This window comes from Microbacterium esteraromaticum (assembly GCF_014084045.1).
In the GTDB taxonomy this organism is placed as follows: Bacteria; Actinomycetota; Actinomycetes; order Actinomycetales; family Microbacteriaceae; genus Microbacterium; species Microbacterium esteraromaticum_D.
In genome coordinates this window covers 855,120-874,015 of the sequence record NZ_CP043732.1, presented here as the reverse complement: position 1 = coordinate 874,015, position 18,896 = coordinate 855,120, and the positions used below count along the sequence as shown (strand labels likewise).

At 70.4% G+C, this 18,896-nt stretch carries 21 protein-coding genes and 1 pseudogene; 14 read left to right on the top strand and 8 right to left on the bottom strand.

All coding sequences use genetic code 11. From position 1 onward, the window contains the following. The first annotated feature begins 5 nt into the window (after nucleotides 1-5). Both FVO59_RS04220 and FVO59_RS04215 read left to right on the top strand, forming a co-directional pair. Nucleotides 6-479 carry an adenylyltransferase/cytidyltransferase family protein gene (locus FVO59_RS04220; RefSeq protein WP_182254970.1) on the top strand — a complete coding sequence of 158 codons (474 nt, stop codon included), beginning with the start codon at nucleotides 6-8 and terminating at the stop codon, nucleotides 477-479. 35 nt (nucleotides 480-514) lie between these two features. Next, nucleotides 515-1,192: a hypothetical protein gene (locus tag FVO59_RS04215; RefSeq protein WP_182254968.1), complete on the top strand. Its 678-nt coding sequence runs from the start codon at nucleotides 515-517 to the stop codon at nucleotides 1,190-1,192. Between the two features lie 50 nt (nucleotides 1,193-1,242). Here the strand turns inward: FVO59_RS04215 and FVO59_RS04210 are convergent, their stop codons facing one another. Genes FVO59_RS04210 through FVO59_RS04200 form a run of 3 tightly spaced genes read right to left on the bottom strand, consistent with a single transcriptional unit; the run spans nucleotide 1,243 to nucleotide 3,022 of the window. Beyond that, entirely contained in the window at nucleotides 1,243-1,668 is a 426-nt protein-coding gene (locus FVO59_RS04210) for a DUF1801 domain-containing protein (protein WP_182254966.1), read from the bottom strand. Next, nucleotides 1,665-2,237, bottom strand: coding sequence for an HhH-GPD-type base excision DNA repair protein (locus FVO59_RS04205; RefSeq protein WP_182254964.1), 573 nt, complete (start codon nucleotides 2,235-2,237; stop codon nucleotides 1,665-1,667). The genes FVO59_RS04210 and FVO59_RS04205 overlap by 4 nt, the downstream gene beginning before the upstream one ends. A 35-nt stretch (nucleotides 2,238-2,272) precedes the next feature. After that, nucleotides 2,273-3,022, bottom strand: coding sequence for a class I SAM-dependent methyltransferase (locus tag FVO59_RS04200; protein WP_182254962.1), 750 nt, complete (start codon nucleotides 3,020-3,022; stop codon nucleotides 2,273-2,275). A gap of 70 nt (nucleotides 3,023-3,092) precedes the next feature. Here FVO59_RS04200 and FVO59_RS04195 point away from each other — a divergent pair, with 70 nt between their 5' ends. Next, nucleotides 3,093-3,500 (top strand): GNAT family N-acetyltransferase, encoded by a 408-nt coding sequence (locus tag FVO59_RS04195; RefSeq protein WP_259363430.1) that lies wholly within the window; start codon nucleotides 3,093-3,095, stop codon nucleotides 3,498-3,500. 101 nt (nucleotides 3,501-3,601) lie between these two features. Here FVO59_RS04195 and FVO59_RS04190 read toward each other — a convergent pair whose 3' ends face one another. The 3 genes from FVO59_RS04190 to FVO59_RS04180 form a co-directional block, all read right to left on the bottom strand. After that, nucleotides 3,602-4,849: an alpha-hydroxy acid oxidase gene (locus FVO59_RS04190; RefSeq protein WP_259363429.1), complete on the bottom strand. Its 1,248-nt coding sequence runs from the start codon at nucleotides 4,847-4,849 to the stop codon at nucleotides 3,602-3,604. 1 nt (nucleotide 4,850) lies between these two features. After that, nucleotides 4,851-6,281: an MFS transporter gene (locus FVO59_RS04185; RefSeq protein WP_182254958.1), complete on the bottom strand. Its 1,431-nt coding sequence runs from the start codon at nucleotides 6,279-6,281 to the stop codon at nucleotides 4,851-4,853. 94 nt (nucleotides 6,282-6,375) lie between these two features. Further along, a complete protein-coding gene (locus FVO59_RS04180; RefSeq protein WP_182254956.1) occupies nucleotides 6,376-7,155 on the bottom strand; it encodes an HpcH/HpaI aldolase family protein in 780 nt (259 codons plus the stop codon). A 75-nt stretch (nucleotides 7,156-7,230) separates the two neighbouring features. Between FVO59_RS04180 and FVO59_RS04175 the strand changes: the two genes are divergently transcribed. After that, nucleotides 7,231-7,917, top strand: a complete 687-nt coding sequence (locus tag FVO59_RS04175) for a GntR family transcriptional regulator (protein WP_182254954.1) — start codon at nucleotides 7,231-7,233, stop codon at nucleotides 7,915-7,917. 31 nt (nucleotides 7,918-7,948) lie between these two features. Here the strand turns inward: FVO59_RS04175 and arr are convergent, their stop codons facing one another. Continuing rightward, nucleotides 7,949-8,362: an NAD(+)--rifampin ADP-ribosyltransferase gene (gene arr / locus FVO59_RS04170; protein WP_430736333.1), complete on the bottom strand. Its 414-nt coding sequence runs from the start codon at nucleotides 8,360-8,362 to the stop codon at nucleotides 7,949-7,951. 47 nt (nucleotides 8,363-8,409) lie between these two features. Next, on the bottom strand, nucleotides 8,410-9,678 hold the full coding sequence (locus FVO59_RS04165; RefSeq protein WP_182254950.1) for a glutamyl-tRNA reductase: 1,269 nt from the start codon (nucleotides 9,676-9,678) through the stop codon (nucleotides 8,410-8,412). A gap of 108 nt (nucleotides 9,679-9,786) precedes the next feature. Here FVO59_RS04165 and hemE point away from each other — a divergent pair, with 108 nt between their 5' ends. The 10 genes and pseudogenes from hemE (at nucleotide 9,787) to FVO59_RS04115 (ending at nucleotide 18,583) form a co-directional block, all read left to right on the top strand. Next, on the top strand, nucleotides 9,787-10,800 hold the full coding sequence (hemE, locus tag FVO59_RS04160; RefSeq protein WP_182254948.1) for a uroporphyrinogen decarboxylase: 1,014 nt from the start codon (nucleotides 9,787-9,789) through the stop codon (nucleotides 10,798-10,800). A gap of 134 nt (nucleotides 10,801-10,934) precedes the next feature. After that, on the top strand, nucleotides 10,935-12,401 hold the full coding sequence (locus tag FVO59_RS04155) for a protoporphyrinogen/coproporphyrinogen oxidase (RefSeq protein ID WP_182254946.1): 1,467 nt from the start codon (nucleotides 10,935-10,937) through the stop codon (nucleotides 12,399-12,401). Between the two features lie 114 nt (nucleotides 12,402-12,515). Next, the gene (locus tag FVO59_RS04150; RefSeq protein WP_182254944.1) at nucleotides 12,516-12,929 is read left to right on the top strand and encodes a hypothetical protein; all 414 of its coding nucleotides are present in this window, start codon (nucleotides 12,516-12,518) and stop codon (nucleotides 12,927-12,929) included. Nucleotides 12,930-12,932: 3 nt separating this feature from the next. Beyond that, complete coding sequence (locus FVO59_RS04145) at nucleotides 12,933-13,343, top strand: phage holin family protein (RefSeq protein ID WP_182254942.1); 411 nt, start codon at nucleotides 12,933-12,935, stop codon at nucleotides 13,341-13,343. After that, complete coding sequence (locus FVO59_RS04140) at nucleotides 13,330-13,623, top strand: hypothetical protein (RefSeq protein WP_182254940.1); 294 nt, start codon at nucleotides 13,330-13,332, stop codon at nucleotides 13,621-13,623. Before FVO59_RS04145 ends, FVO59_RS04140 begins: the two co-directional genes overlap by 14 nt. Before the next feature lie 56 nt (nucleotides 13,624-13,679). Continuing rightward, nucleotides 13,680-14,357, top strand: coding sequence for a hydrogen peroxide-dependent heme synthase (gene hemQ, locus FVO59_RS04135; protein WP_182254938.1), 678 nt, complete (start codon nucleotides 13,680-13,682; stop codon nucleotides 14,355-14,357). Beyond that, a pseudogene (gene hemC / locus FVO59_RS16725) lies at nucleotides 14,354-15,339 on the top strand (hydroxymethylbilane synthase). The gene hemQ and the pseudogene hemC overlap by 4 nt, the downstream one beginning before the upstream one ends. An 11-nt stretch (nucleotides 15,340-15,350) precedes the next feature. Then, on the top strand, nucleotides 15,351-16,148 hold the full coding sequence (locus tag FVO59_RS04125) for a uroporphyrinogen-III synthase (RefSeq protein WP_182254936.1): 798 nt from the start codon (nucleotides 15,351-15,353) through the stop codon (nucleotides 16,146-16,148). Beyond that, nucleotides 16,145-17,122: a porphobilinogen synthase gene (gene hemB, locus FVO59_RS04120; RefSeq protein ID WP_182254934.1), complete on the top strand. Its 978-nt coding sequence runs from the start codon at nucleotides 16,145-16,147 to the stop codon at nucleotides 17,120-17,122. The genes FVO59_RS04125 and hemB overlap by 4 nt, the downstream gene beginning before the upstream one ends. 147 nt (nucleotides 17,123-17,269) lie before the next feature. Next, complete coding sequence (locus FVO59_RS04115) at nucleotides 17,270-18,583, top strand: glutamate-1-semialdehyde 2,1-aminomutase (RefSeq protein WP_182254932.1); 1,314 nt, start codon at nucleotides 17,270-17,272, stop codon at nucleotides 18,581-18,583. The last annotated feature ends 313 nt before the right edge of the window (nucleotides 18,584-18,896 follow it).

Below are 18,896 nucleotides of genomic sequence, written 5' to 3'. Positions count from 1 at the left end.
ACGCCATGAGCGAGACCGTCAAGAAGCACCAGGACTACAACCCCGGGCCCCGGGTGGGGATCACGTTCTCCACCTTCGACCTGCTGCACGCCGGGCACATCATGATGCTCGCCGAGGCGAAGCGCCAGTGCGACTACCTGATCTGCGGTCTGCAGATGGACCCGACGCTCGACCGTCCCGAGAAGAACGCTCCGACGCAGACCGTCGTCGAGCGCTACATCCAGCTGCGCGGCTGCGAGTACGTCGACGAGATCGTGCCGTACTCGACCGAGCAGGACCTCGAGGACATCCTGCGCTCCTTCAAGCTCGATGTCCGCATCGTCGGCGACGAGTACGAAGACCGCGACTTCACCGGCCGCAGCTACTGCGAAGAGGCCGGCATCGAGCTGTACTTCAACAGCCGCAACCACCGCTTCTCGAGCTCGGGCCTGCGCAAGATCGTCGCCGCCAAGGAAGCCGAGCGTCTCGCCCGCGGCTGAGCGCCCGCGGCCCTCGGCGGCGCTAGGGTGAGCGCATGATCGAGGTGGACACCGCAGCCGATGCGACGCGTTCGCGGCGGCGCACCTGGATCACGGGTGGCGTGCTGTTCGTGGCGTCGGCGCTGCTCGAACTGGCGCCGCCCGAGCTCGCGTTCGGGATGTCCTTCGGCCTCTCGACCGCGCTCTTCGCGGTGGGTGCCGGCGTCTTCGCGATCGGCCTGGGACGGCCAGGGAGCGTCTCGGCGCGCCGACCCCTCGGCACGAGCGCGGTCATCGCGCTCGCCGTCTGGCAGCTGCTGAGTGGTCCGCTGTTCACCGCGGTCTCGGCGATGCTGCTCGCCGGTTCCTCGCCCATGGACATGAGCGGATTCGGCCGGGATCTCGGGCTCGTGACCATGCTGACCACGTCGATGGATGTCATCACCCTCGCGCTCGCCATCGTGGCGACGGTGCAGATCGCACGCATCGCCGTCGTGCCCCGACCGTTCAACCGGGCCCCGCTGTGGGCGCTGATCGCGGTCGTGTTCGCACAGCTCGCGCCCAATGCCATCGCCGTCGCAGGGTCGATCGATGACCAGGCGCAGCTGAGCGCCCTGTTCGCTCTGATCCCTCTGATCACGGCCGCCGCCGTCGCGTTCCTCGGCGTGGCCGCGATCGTGCTCGCCGTTCGCCCGGCGGGGGGCGAGACCGTCGTCTTCGCATCACCAGGCTGACGATTCCGGGCGCACGCCTCCCGCGCGAAGCGCACGTGGCGAGCGGCGGTTCAGCTCACGACCGTGAGCTGCATCCCCTCGCTCCCGCCTGCCTCGACCCAGGCGAGCGAGCGGGTCAGGATGCGCCGCAGCACATCGACGTCCACCTGCTCGAGGTCTTTGATGTAGAGGCATCCGACGCCTGTGGTGTGCGGGCCGAGAGCCGCCAGATCTTCGGCGTGGGCACCGACGCCGTCGAGCAGATAGATGGTCGTCGCAGCCTTGCGCGGTGCGAAGCCGAGCAGGCCGGACTCGCCCTCGGTGCCGGTGGGGTAGCGGTAGTGCACCCGGCCGAAGCCGATGATCGTGCCCCACGTCGCGGGATCGCGGCCCGAGATCTCCTGCATCAGCGCCGTCAGCGTCTCGGCATCCCGACGCCTGGTCGCCGGCGCGGAGCGCGCGATCAGGCCGGCGACGTCGTCGCCGGTCTGTCTCACTTCTCCGCCTTCGCGGCTGCCTTCATCGCCTTCTTGTGCTCGCGCACCTTGGTCAGCGACTCGGGCGAGACGATGTCGGCGACGCTGCGGTACGCGTTCTGCTCGCCGTAGGGGGCGGATGCCTCGCGCCAGCCCTCGCCGGTGAAGCCGTACTGCTTGCCGAGCAGGGCCAGGAAGATCTTCGCCTTCTGCTCTCCGAATCCGGGCAGCTTCTTCAGCCGCTTGAGCACCTCGGCGCCGTCGGGGTCACCGGCGGTCCACAGAGCGGACGCCTCGCCGCCCCACTCGTCGACGAGGCTCTGGCAGAGGGTCTGCACGCGCGCGGCCATCGAGCCGGGGAACCGGTGCACGGCCGGTGTCTGCCTGAACGCCTCGAGGAAGGCATCCGGATCCATCCCCGCGATCGCGGCCGCGTCGGCCGCCCCGGTGCGCTGCTCGATCTTGAGCGGGCCGGCGAAGGCGGTCTCCATGGGCACCTGCTGGTCGAGCAGCATCCCGATCAGCAGGGCGAGCGGATTGTTCGTGAGCAGGTCGTCGGCGGCGGTGTCTCCGGTGATGTGAAGGGCCATGGGGCTATCCTCTCGCAATCAGGCGCCTCGCATGCTCAGGCGTCGGATTCGCACACACAGAGCTGTATCGACGAGTCCGCAGTGAACAGCGCACGATCCCAGTCGCCGAAGCGCTCGATCAGCCGGAGGCCGCCGAGTTCGAGGAGCACGGGAAGCTCCTGCGGGAAGATGCTCCGCACGGCAAGGGACACCTTCTGAAAGTCGGATTCGGAGTCTGTCGAGAAGTACCACGTTCCGCGGGTCACCTGCGCGGCCGCGTCGTAGGCGTCGTCGACGTCGACGCGGACGTCGCCCCGGTCCGGGTCGGTGAAGCAGGTGCGCGGGCGTCGCGTGCCATCGGCGCCGGCGAGGAGCCGCACGCTGGGGTTGAAGACATCGAACGCGAACCGCCCGCCGGGTGCGAGGTGCCGCCTGACCGCGCGAAAGCACTGCACGATGTCATCGGCCTCGTGCAGGTGCAGCAGTGCGTTGGCCGCGATGAAGATGAGGTCGAACTCGCCGTCCAGGTCGAAGTCGCTCATGTCGCCGTGTCGCCACTCGACCGAGACGCCTCGTTCATCGGCCTTCCGTCGCGCTTCAGCCAGCATGGCCGGCGACAGGTCGAGACCCACGCTCTGATGTCCGTCGGCCGCAACCGGGATCAGCTTGTGTCCGGTGCCGGATCCGAGTTCGAGCACGCGTTCACCCGCGCTGCCGGCCTCGGCGCGGTAGAAGTCGACGGCGACGTCGTCCGCCGGAAAGAGCAGGTCATACAATCTCGCGTCCGAGTACAGCTCCTGTGTCATCGCGCCTCCCGAAGGCTCATGCTCTCACGGGCGTGGGCGGCGGTGTCTCCGGTGGATGAATAATTGGCGGGTGGACTACGAACTCGACGATGACCCGTCTCGGATTCAGCCCGATGTGGTGTGGGGCTGGCTGTCGACGAAGGCTTATTGGGGCCGGCAGCGCAGCCGGGCCGATGTCGAGGCGCAGATCGCGGATGCATGGCGCGTCGTCGGTGCATACCGGCGCGACACCGGGGAGCAGGTCGGCTTCGCGCGAGCAGTGTCGGACGGCGTCAGCTTCGCATACCTTGCAGATGTCTTCGTGATCGAGGGTCACCGCGGCAGCGGGCTCGGCACGCGCCTCGTGCAGCTGATGATCGATGACGGGCCCGGATCCAGCTTCAGATGGATGCTGTTCACCGGTGACGCACACGCGCTGTATCGACGATTCGGCTTCGAGACACCGGATGACACGGCCATGGTTCGATCCGCGCGATGACCGATTCTGCTCCCGGCCTCGGGCCCCAGGCCGGATGAGTCTCCGAGCGGGGTCGCGTCAGCCGGGACCCGGCGTTCGCGCACCTCGCCGGCGGAGCCGCCTCAGGAGAGGCGGCTCGGCAGCAGACCCACCATGTCGGGGGTGAGCTCGTCGATGCGGGTCGCACCCAGCAGCGCCATGGTGCGCTCGATCTCCGAGCGCAGAATGGCGACCGAGCGCGCGACCCCCGCTTCGCCGCCGGCCATCAAGCCGTAGAGGTAGGCCCGACCGACGAGGGTGAACCGTGCACCGAGCGCGATCGCCGCGACGATGTCGGCGCCCGTCCGGATGCCGGAGTCCAGCACCACCTCGACCTGGTGACCCACCCGAGTCGCCACCGGCTGCAGGATGTTCAGCGGGGTGCGGGAGCGATCGAGCTGACGTCCGCCGTGGTTGGAGAGCACGATGCTCTCCACACCGGCGTCCGCTGCGCGGAGCGCATCGTCGATCGTCTGGATGCCCTTCAGCATGATCGGCCCGTCCCAGGTCTCGCGGATCCAGGCCAGATCGTCGAACGTGACCGAGTTGTCGAGGAAGCCCGACACGGTGGCCAGCTGCGAACGAGGAGCGTCGTCCTCCTCGTAGGTGAAGCGGTACGGCTCGGTCGTCAGCAGGTTCATCCACCACTCCACGCGGTACGAGGCGTCGAGGAAGGTGCGCAGAGTGAGCTGCGGGGGGTACGACATCCCCGTGCGCAGATCCCGCAGCTTGTTGCCGACGACGGGCCCGTCCACCGTCACGACGAGCGTGTCGTATCCGTGCCGGCGCGCTTCGTCGAGCATCCGCACCGAGCGGTCGCGATCGCCGAGGGGATACATCTGGAACCACCGCCGCGCACCGCCGGCGGCGGACGCGAGGCCGGCGATCGAGGTCGTGCCGACGGTCGAGAGAGCGTACGGGATCCCGGCACGCTCGGCGACCCTGGCGACGGCGATCTCGCCGGCTGCGTGCATCATGCGGGTGCCGCCGGTCGGGCCGAAGCCGAAGGGCAGCTCGCTCCGTGCGCCGAGGATCGTGGTCGAGGTGTCGATCTCGTGCACGTCTCGCAGCACTCGCGGCGCGAACTCGACGGCGTCGAACGCCTCGCGGATCCGACGCAGGCTCACCTCCTGATCCGCACCGCCGTCGACGTAGTGGAACGGGCCCGTCGGCGTGCGGCGCTTCGCCAGAGACCTCAGATCGTCGATCGAGTGCGCGTCGGCCACACGCCGGTCCGCCCTGGGCATCCCCCTGTGCGATTTCAGTCGCAGGAAGGGGACGATGTCGGCGGGCCGGGGGAAGCGACGGCGCAGCGGAGCGTAGTCAGACAACTCAATAGTCCTTTCGGGGTGTGTCGGCGGTCGTCACCGGGGTCTCCGCCAGGCGGATGCCGGCGAACGCCGGGGTCTGCTCGTACTCCGCGCGTCCCACCTGGGGTCGTGCGATCAGAAGGCCCACGAGGGTGATCAGGTGAGCGGCGATGAGCATGCCGGCTGCTCCCCAGGGGGCTCCGCCCATCGCCGCCATGAGGGCGGTGGCGATGAACGGCGCGGGTCCCGCGACGAGCGCACCCTGCAGCTCGCGCGCGGAGAACAGACCCGTGGAACGGATCTCCGCCGGGAAGTACACGGGCATCAGGATGGAGTGGGCTGCTCCAGCCGCCGCCCACCCGAGAGCGATCATGAGGCAGCTCGCGAGAGTGGCTGTCAGCAGGTCGCCCGTGTCGAGGAGCCAGTAGTACGGCACGGCGAGCACCACGCCGCCGATGACGCTGACGATCATCACGCGCTGCGCGCCGATCTTGTCGCACAGCCAGCCGAACAGCAGGATGCCGACCACCATGATCGCCGAGACGACGAGGTTGACGACGAGCCCGTCGTTCGTCGACATCCCGACGGTTCCGACCAGGTAGCTGATGCCGAAGGCCGTGACCCCGTATCCGGTGACGTTGAGTCCGGTCGGGATCAGGAACGCGGCGATCCAGTTGCGCGGGTTGGCTTTGACGGCTCGGCCGAACGCGATCAGCGGATTGATCCGCGCTTCGCGGACGACGCCCTCGCGACGAGCCTGCTCGACAGCCGTGAACTCGGGCGACTCCTCGAGGGAGCGCCGAAGCAGGATGCCGACGATCGTGAGCACCGCACTGAAGAGGAAGGGCACGCGCCAGCCCCAGTCCATGAAGGCGTCCTCGGAGAGGGCGGTGCTCATGCTCGTCACGATCGTCAGGGCCACCAGTCCGCCGACGCCGCCGCCGGCCATGGCCATGGCGGAACGGAATCCCTTGCGCCGCCGACCCGCGCTCTCGTTGGCGAGCGTGATGGCCCCCGCGAGCTCGGCGCCCGCGCCGAAGCCCTGGATGATCCGCAGCAGCACGAGAAGCACGGGTGCCCATACGCCGATCGCCGAGTACGGCGGCAGCAGGCCGATGGCCGTCGTCGCCGCTCCGATGAGCACGATCGAGAACATCAGCACGGGGCGCCTGCCCCAGCGGTCGCTCAGCGCACCGAGCACCAGTCCGCCGATGGGACGGGCGATGAACCCGACGGCGAACGTGGCGAACGATGCCAGCAGACCCACGGCTCCCGTCGAGCTGGGGAAGAACAGCGGGGCGATGATGATGCCGGCCGTGTACGCGTACAGCAGGTAGTCGTACCACTCGATCGCGGTGCCGAAGCCCACGGCGATCGAGGTGCGCGCCGACCGTTTCGCTCCTTCAGGTGACGATGGGCGACCGTGCTCGGTGCCCAGCTGGGGTTCTGTCATGTGTGCTCCTCTTCCGCCATTGGATGGGCATTGCTCTGATGATGTGCGAAGTGAACTCGGGATGGGTGGTCGTGGACCGAGGCGACCCGTGCGGTCATGTCGTGGTGCGGGTGTCTTCTCGACCCACGGCCCGACGGCATGCGCGCTCGGCGTCGATCGCCGCCGTCGCCATGAAGGCGAGATCGGCCTGGATCAGGAAGAACTCCACTCCGCGCGCTCGCAGCTCGGGGATCTCGTCGGCACCGGATACGTAGATCCCTGTCGGCACGCCGCATGCGCGGCATCCGTCGATGATGCGCTCGATCGCGGCCGAATGCGCCTCGCTGCCGGGAGCCGCGCCGAGGGACGCGGCGAGGTCGCCCGGTCCGATGAACACCATGTCGAGGCCGGGGGTCGCAGCGATCTCGGTGATGCGCTCGACCGCGAGCATCGTCTCGATCTGCGCCATGACGACGATCGCGTCGTTGGCCTCGCGGAGGTATCTCGCCAGGTCGCGGCCGTAGGCGGAGGCGCGTCCTGGACCCGCCCCGCGGCGACCCGTCGGCGGATAGAGCGCGCGGGCGACGGCGTCCTCGGCCTGTGCCCGGCTCTCGACGCGCGGGACCATCACTCCGCGGGCGCCGGAATCGAGTGCCCGGCCGATGTCGGGGCCCGACTCGACGACCCGCACGATCGGGACGGAGCCCCCTGCCTCGACTGCTCGTACGAGGTCTTCGACATCCCTGGTGTCGAGGGCGGTGTGCTCAGCATCGATGCAGACCACGTCGAAGCCGAGCCCGGCGATGAGCTCGGCCGCAGCGGACGACCCCCCTGCGGCGAACGTCCCGATCAGGGTCTCACTGCCGATTCTCCCGGCGAAAGCTCTGGTGCTCATCTTCGACCTCCTGGTCCCGCAGTCTATACAAAACTGTCGACAGTCGGCAAAAGTAGGATGTGAGATGCTGATCAGATGACGCAGAACGACGGCGCGGCCGGCCCACCCGCCTTCACCGCAGTCAGTCCCGTGCTGCTCGTCGACGAGACGTACGCGCGCATCAAGGCGGCGGTGCTGCGCGGCGACTTCGCCCCGGGCGAGCGGCTGCGCGATTCGGTCATCGCGCGCGAGATGGGCGTGAGCCGTTCGCCGGTTCGCGAGGCGCTGAGCCTTCTGGCCAGCGAAGGCCTCGTCGACCGATCCCCGAATCGCAGCTACACGGTCGCCGCCCTTGCGGATGAGGCCGTCACGGAGCTGTGCGCGATGCGCATCGCCCTCGAGGACTTCGCCGTGCGGCACCTCATCGCCAATGGAACGGACATCGGTTCGGCCCGCGCCGCTCTCGACGACATGGCTGCCGCTGTCGAGAGCGACGATGCCATCGCCCTTGCGGAGAGCGATGTCGCCTTCCACTCGGCGATCGTCGATGCGGCAGGCCTCGCGCGGCTGTCTTCCGCGTACCGCGGCATCCGCGATCAGCTGAGTCTTGCGCTGCGTGCGTCACTGGGTGTCAGGGGTGGCTCCGAGCACATGCTCGAACGCCACACCGAGCTGTACGACCTGCTCGTGCAGGCGCAGCGCGACGGCGAGGCGGAGCGGATCCGGGCGATGTTCCAGGAGCACATCCTGCATGCGACGGGCGTCACGCTCGCGTTGGCCTGACGCGGTGAGCGGTGGGTGACGCGCGAGCGACCTAGTTGATGATCTCGGCGCGGCTCTCGCGCAGCCCGGCGAGCCGCTCGCGCCAGGTCTGCAGATCCGCGGGCGAGAGTCGCGTCCAGTCGTGGACCTCCTCGACGATCCCCAGCGGATGGGCGGTGCGGTACGACCGTGTGGGGTTGCCGGGGAACTTCTTGTCGGTGACGTTCGGGTCGTCCTCGAATTCGCCTGTCGGCTCGACCCGGTAGACGTGCGGTGCCGCGTCGCCGGATGCTAGCTCCGCTGCCAGCTCGGCGGCTAGGCCGGCCCCGTCGCGCAGCGCCGTGAAGTAGACGTGGTTCATGAGGATCTCGGGCCTGTAGTTCGAGGGGAATCCCGCCGTCAGGAGGTCTCCCGGCTGCAGCGCCGCGGTTGTGCCGTGGAAGAAGGGACCGTCGTCGAGAAGCATGCACACCAGTGTCGCACCGGCGGGTGGATCGCCTGGCTCCCGACGACTCAGGCTGTTGCGGCGTCGGACGCGGCGCCCGACTCGGCGGTCAGGCCGTACAGCGTCTCGAGCGCAGCGTGGAACTCGTCGGCACGACCCTCGGCGGCGAGCTCGTGCGCCCGCGTCGTGGGGGTGTGCAGCAGCACGCCGGCGAGGTGGCGCATCGCCTGCTCGACCAGGCCGTTCTCGTCTCCGCGGCGCCGAGCGCGGTCGATCTCCGCCTCGAGCAGTCCGAAGATGTGCGTGCGCAGCGCGACGACCGCGGGCGTCACGCTCTGCCGCGACCCGTCGAGGTGGAAGCTCTCGGCCGCCTCGCGCACGACGTCGCGTGCAGCGTCGGTCGCGTGCAGCTCTTCGAGGGGCGCGTGCAGGCGGATCGTCTCGAGATCGAGGAGGGCGACCCCTTCGAGCTGAGCCACAGTGGGATCGACGTTGCGGGGCATCCCGAGGTCGATGACGAGCTGCGAGGCGGAGTGGCCGGGCACCGGGCATCCGGTCGCCGCCCCTGCCTGGCGCTCGAACTGCGCCGGCCCCAGCACCATCTCGGTGGACGTGCAGGTGATCAGCAGCGACGAGCGCTGCGCGACAGTCGCGTAGTCGTCGGCCGAGACCGGGCGGATGCCGTGCTTCTTGGCGAACGGCACGGCGCGGCCCGACGGGGAGTAGACCGAGATGTCGACGGCGCCGCGCTCACGCAGCGTCGCGAGGGTGACGGCGGCATACGAGCCGGTGCCGACGAGCAGCACGCGCTCGGCGCTCCAGTCGGCGATGCGGCTGTCGGCCAACTCCAGCGAGAGGCGCACGAGCGATCGGCCGGCGCGGTGCAGCGCGGTGACGTTCTTGACCTTGCGCTGGGCCTGGCTGGCGCGCTGGAACAGGCGCTCGAGCTGGGGCGAGGTGGTGCCCTGCTCGCGAGCCCCGCTGAGGGCCCGGCGCACCTGCCCGGCGATCTCGCCCTCACCCGACACGACCGATTCGAGTCCGGATGCGACCGAGAAGAGGTGTTCGGCGACGTGCGGGTCGTCCACGACCTGATACGACCCGGAGAGATCTGCCGAGGGGATGCCGGTGGCCTGCGCGACCGTCTCGATCACCGCCTCCGAATCCACCTCATCGGCCTCCACATAGGCTTCGAATCGGTTGCAGGTGGCGAGCACGACGGCTCCCTGCGCGCCTGCAGCCATCAGGCTGGGGGCGACGGTCTCGGGGTGGCGGCTGAGGCGTTCGAGCAGTTCGAAAGAGGCGGTCTTGTGACTCGCCGTCACGCAGAGCAGCACGGGGCAAGTCTACGCCGCCTGCCTTTGAGGGGCATCCAAGGGCGACCTAACCCCGGGTGGCGGTGCCTCCCCGGCGGGCGCATAGGAGTGCGGTGCGAGGATGGCGGAATGAGTGATCTGCTGCGCGCCCTCGCAGGCGAGACCCCCGAGCGCACCCCCGTCTGGTTCATGCGTCAGGCCGGGCGGTCGCTGCCCGAGTATCGCGAGCTGCGGGTCGGCACCCGGATGCTGGACGCCTGCCTCACCCCCGACCTCGCCTCCGAGATCACCCTCCAGCCAGTGCGCAGGCACAAGGTCGACGCCGCCGTGTTCTTCAGCGACATCGTCATCCCGCTGCGCCTGGCCGGCGTCGAGGTCGAGATCGAGCCCGGTCGCGGCCCGGTCTTCGCCGACCCGGTGCGCACGGCCGACGACGTCGCGAGGATCACGCAGATCGACCCCGCAGACCTCGACGGCACCGCGATCGCCGAGGCCGTCCGCCTCACCGTGGCCGAGCTCGGCGGCACTCCGCTCATCGGCTTCGCCGGCGCGCCGTTCACCCTCGCCGCCTACCTGATCGAGGGCGGCCCGTCGAAGGAGCACCTGCGCGCCCGCGCCATGATGCACGCCGACCCCGGCGCATGGAACGCACTGGCCGGCTGGCTCTCGCGCATCTCGCGCCGCTTCCTCGAGATCCAGCGCGACGCCGGCGCCTCGGTCGTGCAGCTGTTCGACTCGTGGGCCGGCTCGCTCAGCACCGCCGATTACCGCGCTCACATCGCCCCTCATTCGAAGGCCGCCCTCGAGGGCATCGGCCTGCCGAGCATCCACTTCGGCGTCGGCACCGGACCGTTCCTCGCCGACATGCGGCTCGACGGCGTCGCAGACGCAGTGGGCGTCGACTGGCGGATGCCGCTCGACGAGGCGATCCGCATCATCGGACCCGACACCGCGGTGCAGGGCAACATCGACCCGGCGCTGCTGCAGGCACCCTGGCCGGTGCTCGAGGCGCACGTGCGTCACGTGATCGCCCGCGGTCGCGATGCGAAGGGACATGTCCTCAACCTCGGTCATGGCGTCCCGCCTGAGACCGACCCCGACCAGCTGACCCGCATCGTGCAGCTCGCCCACGGCGAGCTCTGACCGGCGCTCCTGGCCGCAGCCGAGGAGCCTCGCACCTCTACCCCGGCGCTCCGCTCTGGAGACCACCTGCCGTCCTGAGCGGTGAACGCCTGTCCGCCGATCCGGCGCATAGCCCCCGGTGCGAGAATCTCAGCATGACCTCCGAGCATTCCCCCGAACTGGCGGCTCGTGCCGCGCAGCAGCACGTCGTCGTGATCGGCGGCGGGATCGGCGGTCTCGTCGCCGCGCGCGAGTGCGCGAAGGTCGGCATGCGGGTGACGCTTCTCGAGGCGTCGGAGACGCTGGGCGGAAGCATCCGCACCGCCGAGCTCGACGGCGTCGTCGTCGACGTCGGCGCCGAGAGCTTCGCCACGCGGGGCGGTCATGTGCGCGCACTGGTCGACGAGCTCGGGCTCGGCGACTCCGTGGTCTCGCCGCAGGGCGGCGGGGCCTGGCTCTGTGGCATCCCGGATGCCGAGGACGCACCCCTGCCGGCGGGGAGCCTGCTCGGCATCCCCGCCAACCCCTTCCAGGACGACGTGCGCCGCATCATCGGCTGGCGAGGAGCCTGGCGCGCGTACATCGACCGCCTTCGCCCGCCGCTCACCGTCGGGCACGAGCGCAGCCTGGGCCGCCTCGTCGGCTCGAGGATGGGCGCGCGCGTGCGCGACCGCCTCGTCGCCCCCGTCACCGCCGGCGTGTACTCCGCCGACCCCGATGACGTCGACACCGACGTCGCCGCCCCCGGGCTCAACGCCGCCCTCACTCGCATCGGATCGCTGAGCGGTGCGGTGGGGCTGCTGGCCGCCGAGCGCAAGGGCAAGGTGCCGGGCGCCGCAGTGCTCGGCCTCGTCGGTGGCATGGGGCGGCTCGTCGAGGCGCTGCGCGCCGACCTCGCCGCATACGGTGTCGAGCTGCGCACCGGCACGCGTGCGATCCGCCTCGACCGCGAGGCAGGGCGATGGACGGTGGGGATCGAGTCGCTCTCTGACGAGGGCGCGGATGCCCCTGCAGAGACCTCCCTGACGGCGACCGGTGTCATCGTCGCCACCGCCGAGCCTCCCGCGCGGCACCTCATCGACCCGCATGTCAGCGGTCTCGGCGACCCCGGTGCCGCGCCCGCGATCGAGATCGTCACGCTGCTCCTGGACGCCCCCGAGCTCGACGCCGCTCCGCGCGGTAGCGGTGTGCTCACCGTGCCTGGCAGCCACACGGCGAAGGCGCTGACGCACTCGACCGCCAAGTGGGGCTGGCTGCGTGAGGCGGCGGCCGGCCGGCATCTCGTCCGGGTCTCGTTCGGCAGCCAGGGCGAGCCGGCGGCGACGGCCGCCCTCGACGACGCTGCAGCCGCCGCGCTCGCCCTGTCGGAGGCATCCGCTCTTCTCGGCGTCGCCCTGCGCGAGCCGCAGCTGCTCGCCGCCCACCGCGCCCGCCACGTGCAGGCGCAGCCGTCGTCGCTGATCGGAGCGACCGAGCGCCGGGCCGCCATCCGCACCGCGGTGACTGCCATCTCCGGGCTCGCGGTGGTCGGCGCCTGGGTCGCGGGCACCGGGCTCGCGCAGGTGATCCCGGATGCCGTCGCCGAAGCCGACCGGCTGCGCGCGGGGCTGCTCTGGGACTGACCGCCCGCCTCCGTTACATCCAACGGCCATCGGGCGCAAGGGCAGATGCCGAATCGGGAATATGCGGTTACCCTTGAACGCGAAAGAGGCCGCAACCAACGTCAGGAGGCCCTCATGAAGGGGAAGATCGGACTCGTCATCGGACTCGGCGCAGGCTACGTCCTCGGCAGTCGAGCGGGGCGCGAGCGCTACGAGCAGATCAAGACGCAGTGGCTGAAGGTGTGGAACCTCGACCCCGTTCAGGAGCAGGTCTCGCGGGTGCAGGACTTCGCCAAGTCGCAGGCGGCCGCTGTGCCCGGTGCCGTGTGGACCGGAGCGGTGAAGGTCGTCAAGGCCGTCTCGAAGTCGGGCGCCACTCCCGGGGAGAAGCTCGACGGCGCCATCGACGCGACGAAGGACGCCGCCGAGAAGGTGGCCGACGCGAAGGAGTCGAGCGACGCGAAGTCGGGCGGCTCGATGCCTGCGGCCAAGCCGGTCGGCTCTGAGGGTGCCAAGCCCGCCAGCGCCAAGCCCAAGAACAAGGCCTGACGGATGCCCCGCGGATACCGCGACCGGGCCGACGACAGCCTGCTGACCCTGCTCGGGGACCTCCCCGAGCTGGTGCGCAATCTCATCACGGCCGAGATCGACGCAGCGAAGGCGTGGGTCTCGCGCACCGCGAAGGACGCGGGCATCGGCAGCCTCTGGTTCGTCATCGTCCTCTTCCTGCTGTTCTGGGCGATCCCCGTGCTGCTCGCCTTCGGCATCATCGGCCTCAGCTCGTGGTGGCCGGCCTGGCTCTCGGCGCTCGCCGTCTTCGGCTTCCTGCTGGTATTCGTGGCGGTCTTCGCGCTGCTGGGCATCTCGCGGTTCCGCAAGGTGACCGCGCGGCAGAACCCCGGCCAGGCCGTCGCCACCGATGTGCGTCTCATCAAGGGGGACTCCGACAATGACCGACTCTGAGAACACCGAGCTCGCTCGCACCGTCCTCCCGCGCACCGCCGTGCCGGCAGGGCTCACCGACCCGGTCGAGTCCGCCCGTGCTGAGCTGCGTGCAGCGCTCGCAGCCATCGAGGTGAGAGGCAACTTCCCTCGCCGCATCGAGAAGGCGACCGCGCGGGGCGTCGTGCGCGCTCGCGCGTTCGCGCACCGCAATCCCATCGGCGCGGGCGCCGCCGTCGTCGCCGCAACGGCGACCGTCGGCGGTCTCGTCTGGGTGATCGCCCGCGCGATCTCGCGCTGACCGTCCGCACGGGTCGCGGGTTCGCCCCCTCCGCCGAGAAGGGGCAGACTGGATGCATGTCCGAAACGCGCGATGACACCCCGTCCGGATTCACCCTGTGGGCCGTGTGGGGTCGAAACCCCGACGCTCCGGCGCCCGAGACCGACGAGAGCGAGCTCGAGGCGCTCGTCGGCCACATCGAGGACTCCGGTGTGACCGTCCGCGGCTTCTACGACGTCAGCGGGCTCAAGGCCGACGCCGACCTGATGGTGTGGCTGCACGGAGACACCGTCGAAGAGCTTCAGCGTGCCCTGCGCCGCCTGCGCCGCACCGACCTGCTGCGCAACCTGCTTCCGGTGTGGAACGTCATGGGCGTGCACCGTGACGCCGAGTTCAACCGTGCGCACGTGCCCGGCTTCCTGCGCGGCGTCGAGCCGAAGCAGTGGCTGTGCCTGTACCCGTTCGTGCGCACCCCCGAGTGGTACCTGATCGATGAGTCCGAGCGCCGCAAGATGCTCGCCGACCACGGTCGCAGGGGAGCGGCGTTCACGGGCGTCATCGCGAACACCGTCGCCGCCTTCGCGCTCGGCGACTACGAGTGGCTGCTGCCCCTCGAATCCGATTCCCCGACCGAGCTCGTCGACCTCATGCGCGACCTGCGCTACACCGAGGCTCGCCGCTACGTGAAGGAGGAGGTGCCCTTCTACACGGGGCGCCGGCTGCGCCTCGACGAGATCGCCGAAGTGCTGCAGTGACGACGCTCGCACCGATCCGCCTCGGGACCCGTCGCAGCGCCCTCGCGCAGGCGCAGTCCGGTCACGTCGCCGACGCGCTGGCGAAGATCGCGGGCCGGCCGGTCGAGCTGGTGCCCATCGTCTCGGAAGGAGACACGAATCGGGCATCCCTCTCCGAGATCGGCGGCACCGGCATCTTCGCCAACCGGCTGAGGGAGGCGCTGATCGCGGGGGAGTGCGACATCCTCGTGCACTCCCTGAAAGACCTTCCCACTGCCGTGCCGCCCGAGCTGGTCATCGCGGCCACCCCGCGGCGGGCGGATGCCAGGGACGTCGTCATCACGCGCGGTGGAACGCCGCTGCATGAGCTGCGTCACGGCAGCACGGTGGGCACGGGCTCCCCGCGCCGGATCGCCCAGGTGCGTCGCCGGGCCCCGCACGCGGAAGTCGTCGACATCCGCGGCAACGTCGACTCCCGCCTCGAGCGGGTGTCGTCGGGGAGCTGGACGCCGTCATCCTCGCCGCCGCAGGACTCACCCGCCTCGGCGCGGAGACGGCGCTGCGTCGTGAGGAGCTCGGCCTCGCCGAATGGCCGACCGCCCCCGGTCAGGGGGCACTGGCTGTGGAGACCGCATCCGACGCCCCGGCCGAGCTGCTCGACGCCCTCGCGCGGCTCGACGACCTCGACACCCGCATCGCCGTGACGGTCGAGCGGGCGGTGCTCGCGGGACTCGAGGCCGGATGCCAGGCGCCGATGGCGGCGCACGCGGTCGTCACAGGAGACAGCATCCGGGTGCGGGCGGTCGTCTACGAACCCGGCGGGAGTCGCCGGATCGGACTCGACGCCACCGAGTCCCTGGGCAGGGGGTATATTCGACGGAACGGCAGCGGCAACGGAGCGGATGCTGCCGATGGTGCAGACCCGATGCGCACAGCTCGTGAGCTCGGTGACTCTGCGGCCCATCGGCTGCTCGAACAGGGAGCGGCCGACCTCCTCCCCTGAGAGTGATCGAGATGACTGCTTCCGAAACCAAGACCGCAAGGCCGCTCGACGGCTGGCGCGTTCTCGTGCCCAGAGGCGGCCCCTGGGGCGACGGCGTCGCGGCCAGCCTGCGTGCGCTCGGCGCGGTGCCGGTGGTGGCGCCTCTGATCAACTTCGCCCCGACCACCGACCAGGACGCCCTCGACGCGGCGCTCGCCCGCCTGCAGGCCGGCGAGTACGACTGGCTCACCATCACCAGCGCCACGACGGTCGACGTGCTCTACGCGCACCGCGTCGAGATCCCGTCGCACACGAAGGTCGCGGCCGTCGGGGAGACGACCGCCACTGCACTCCAGGCGGCCGGCTACGATGTCGCGCTCATGCCCGAGCTCGACAACTCGGCAGCGGGCATGGCCGAGAAGATCATCTCGATCGAACCCGACGCGCAGCGCGTGCTCACTCTCCGCAGCGAGATCGCCAAGCCCGTGCTGTCGGTCATGCTCACCGAGGCGGGACACGACGTCGACAGCGTCGTCGCCTACCGCACCGTCGGCGTGCCTGTCACCGATCGCATCCGCCGCGATGTCGAGAACGGCCGCATCAACGCCATCCTGATCACGAGCGGCTCGGTCGCCAAGCAGGTGCGCGAGCAGTTCCCCGCGATCCCCGATACGACGATGCTCGCCGCGATCGGCCCTCGCACCGCCAAGGACGCCGAGAAGGCCGGCCTCCCGGTCACCGCGATCGCCGACAAGCAGACGGTCGACGCCCTCATCGACACCGTCTCGCGCTTCACCCTTCCGCACGCGGCAGACGAGTTCGCACCGTGAGCCGGTTCCCCGAGGCGCGGCTGCGCCGACTTCGCCAGTCCGCGCCGGTGCGCGAGCTCGCGCGCGAGACCTCTCTCGAACCGCGCCGGCTCGTGCTGCCGATGTTCGTGCGCGAGGGTCTCACCGAGGCCGCGCCGATCGGCTCGATGCCGGGTGTCGTGCAGCACTCCATGGACTCGCTCAGGGCCACGGCGTCGCAGGCCGCCGAGGCGGGTGTCGGCGGGGTGATGCTCTTCGGAGTTCCCGCCGTGCGCGATGCGATCGGCTCCGGTGCCGACGATCCGAACGGCATCCTCAATGTCGCCACCGCTGCGCTGGCGGCAGAGGTCGGCGACGCGCTCGTCGTGCAGACCGATCTCTGCCTCGACGAGTTCACCGATCACGGGCACTGCGGGGTTCTCGGCGACTCGGGCGAGGTGGACAACGATGCCACCCTCGAGCGCTACGCCTCGATGGCTCTGGCCCAGGCCGGTGCGGGGTCTCGGCTTCTCGGCCTCAGCGGCATGATGGACGGTCAGGTCGCGATCATCCGCGAGGCGCTCGACGACGAGGGCTTTCACGACGTCCTGCTGCTCGCCTACTCGGCGAAGTACGCGAGCGCGTTCTACGGCCCGTTCCGCGAGGCGGTCGACTCCCAGCTGAAGGGCGACCGTCGCACGTATCAGATGGATCCGGGCAACCGTCGCGAGGGCGTGCGCGAGGCGCTGTTCGACCAGGACGAGGGCGCCGACATCGTGATGGTCAAGCCGGCGATGGGCTTCCTCGACGTGCTGCGCGAGGTGCGCGACGCGGTCGACGTGCCCGTCTGGGCGTACCAGGTGTCGGGCGAGTACGCGATGGTCGAGGCCGCCGCGGCCAACGGCTGGATCGAGCGCCGCGCGGCCGTGCTCGAGTCGCTGATGTCGATCCGCCGCGCCGGTGCCGACGCGGTGCTGACGTACTGGGCGGTCGAGGCGGCTCGCTGGCTGCGCTGACGTCGGGGTGAGCAGACGCGGCTGCACACTTCTCCCCGTTCTGCACACGAATCCGTTCGTCGGGTGTGCAGTTCGAGGAAGAGTGTGCATCGGCGTCGGCATCTGCGGCCGGGAGTCGCTCATAGCCGGCATCCGTAGGCTGGATGCATGGACCGCAACGACTCCCTGTTCGACACCGCCCGCTCCGTCATCCCCGGCGGAGTGAACTCGCCGGTGCGGGCCTACGGCTCCGTCGGCGGCACGCCGCGGTTCCTGGCATCCGCGTCGGGCGCCCGCGTGACCGACGCGGACGGACGCGAGTACATCGACCTCGTCGCGTCGTGGGGTCCTGCGCTGCTCGGCCACGCGCATCCCGAGGTCGTGCAGGCGGTTCAGGATGCCGCGGCCCGCGGCCTCTCGTTCGGCGCGCCCACCGAGGGCGAGGTCGAGCTCGCCCAGCTGATCGCCGAGCGGGTGCGGCACGGCGAGGTGCGCCCGGTCGAGCGGGTGCGCCTGGTCTCGACGGGCACCGAGGCGACCATGACCGCCATCCGGCTCGCGCGCGGCGCGACCGGCCGCGACCTGCTGGTGAAGTTCTCGGGCCACTATCACGGGCACTCCGACGGGCTGCTCGCCGCCGCCGGCTCGGGTGTGGCCACCCTCGCGCTGCCCGGCTCGGCGGGTGTGCCTGCGCCGATCGCCGCCCAGACCCTGGTCATCGACTACAACGACCCGGATGCCCTCGCCGCGGTGTTCGCCGAGCACGGCGACCGCATCGCCGCGGTGATCGTCGAGGCAGCTTCGGCGAACATGGGCGTCGTCGCTCCGCTGCCCGGCTTCAACAAGCTGATCGCCGACACCGCGCATGAGCATGGCGCGCTGATGATCCTCGACGAGGTGCTCACCGGCTTCCGCGTGCACCCCGCCGGATTCTGGGGTCTGCAGCAGCAGGAGGGCGAGCACTACGTTCCCGACATCATCACCTTCGGCAAGGTCGTCGGCGGGGGGATGCCCCTGGCCGCGCTGGGTGGCAGCGCCGCAGTCATGGACATGCTGGCTCCGGTCGGCCCCGTCTACCAGGCGGGCACCCTGTCGGGGAACCCGCTCTCGGTCGCAGCGGGCATCACGACCCTGCGGCTCGCGACCCCCGAGGTGTACGCGCGGATCGACGCCTCGGCCTCGCGGCTGTCCGGGGCGCTGGATGACGCACTGACGGATGCCGGAGTGATGCACTCGGTGGCCCGCGCCGGCAACCTGTTCGGCGTCGCCTTCCTCCCCGAGGCCCCGCGCGACTACGCGATCGCGCAGACGCAGGAGTCGTTCCGGTTCGCGCCGTTCTTCCACTCCATGCGCGAGCAGGGCGTGGCCCTGCCGCCCAGTGTCTTCGAGGCCTGGTTCGTCATGGCCGCGCATGGCGAGGAGGAGCTGCTCGCGATCGAGGCCGCACTGCCCGCGGCGGCTGCGGCCGCAGCATCCGCCTGACCCGTCGGGGGTTTCGGACGGTCTGGTGCGGGGGCGGCGTGTTGCGGGTCGCCACGCGGGTGCGGGGTCGTTCGGTCTGAGGCTTCCGGTGTGCCGGGACTGGCGTCGAGGGTTTCGGACGGTCTGGTGCGCGGGCGGCGTGTTGCGGGTCGCCACGCCGGCGTGCGGTCGTTCGGTCTGTGGTTTCCGGTGTGCCGGGACTGGCGTCGGGCGTTTCGGACGGTCTGGTGCGCGGGCGGCGTGTTGTGGGTCGCCACGCCGGTGCGGGGTCGTTCGGTCTGTGGTTTCCGGTGGGCGGGGGCTGGCGTCGGGG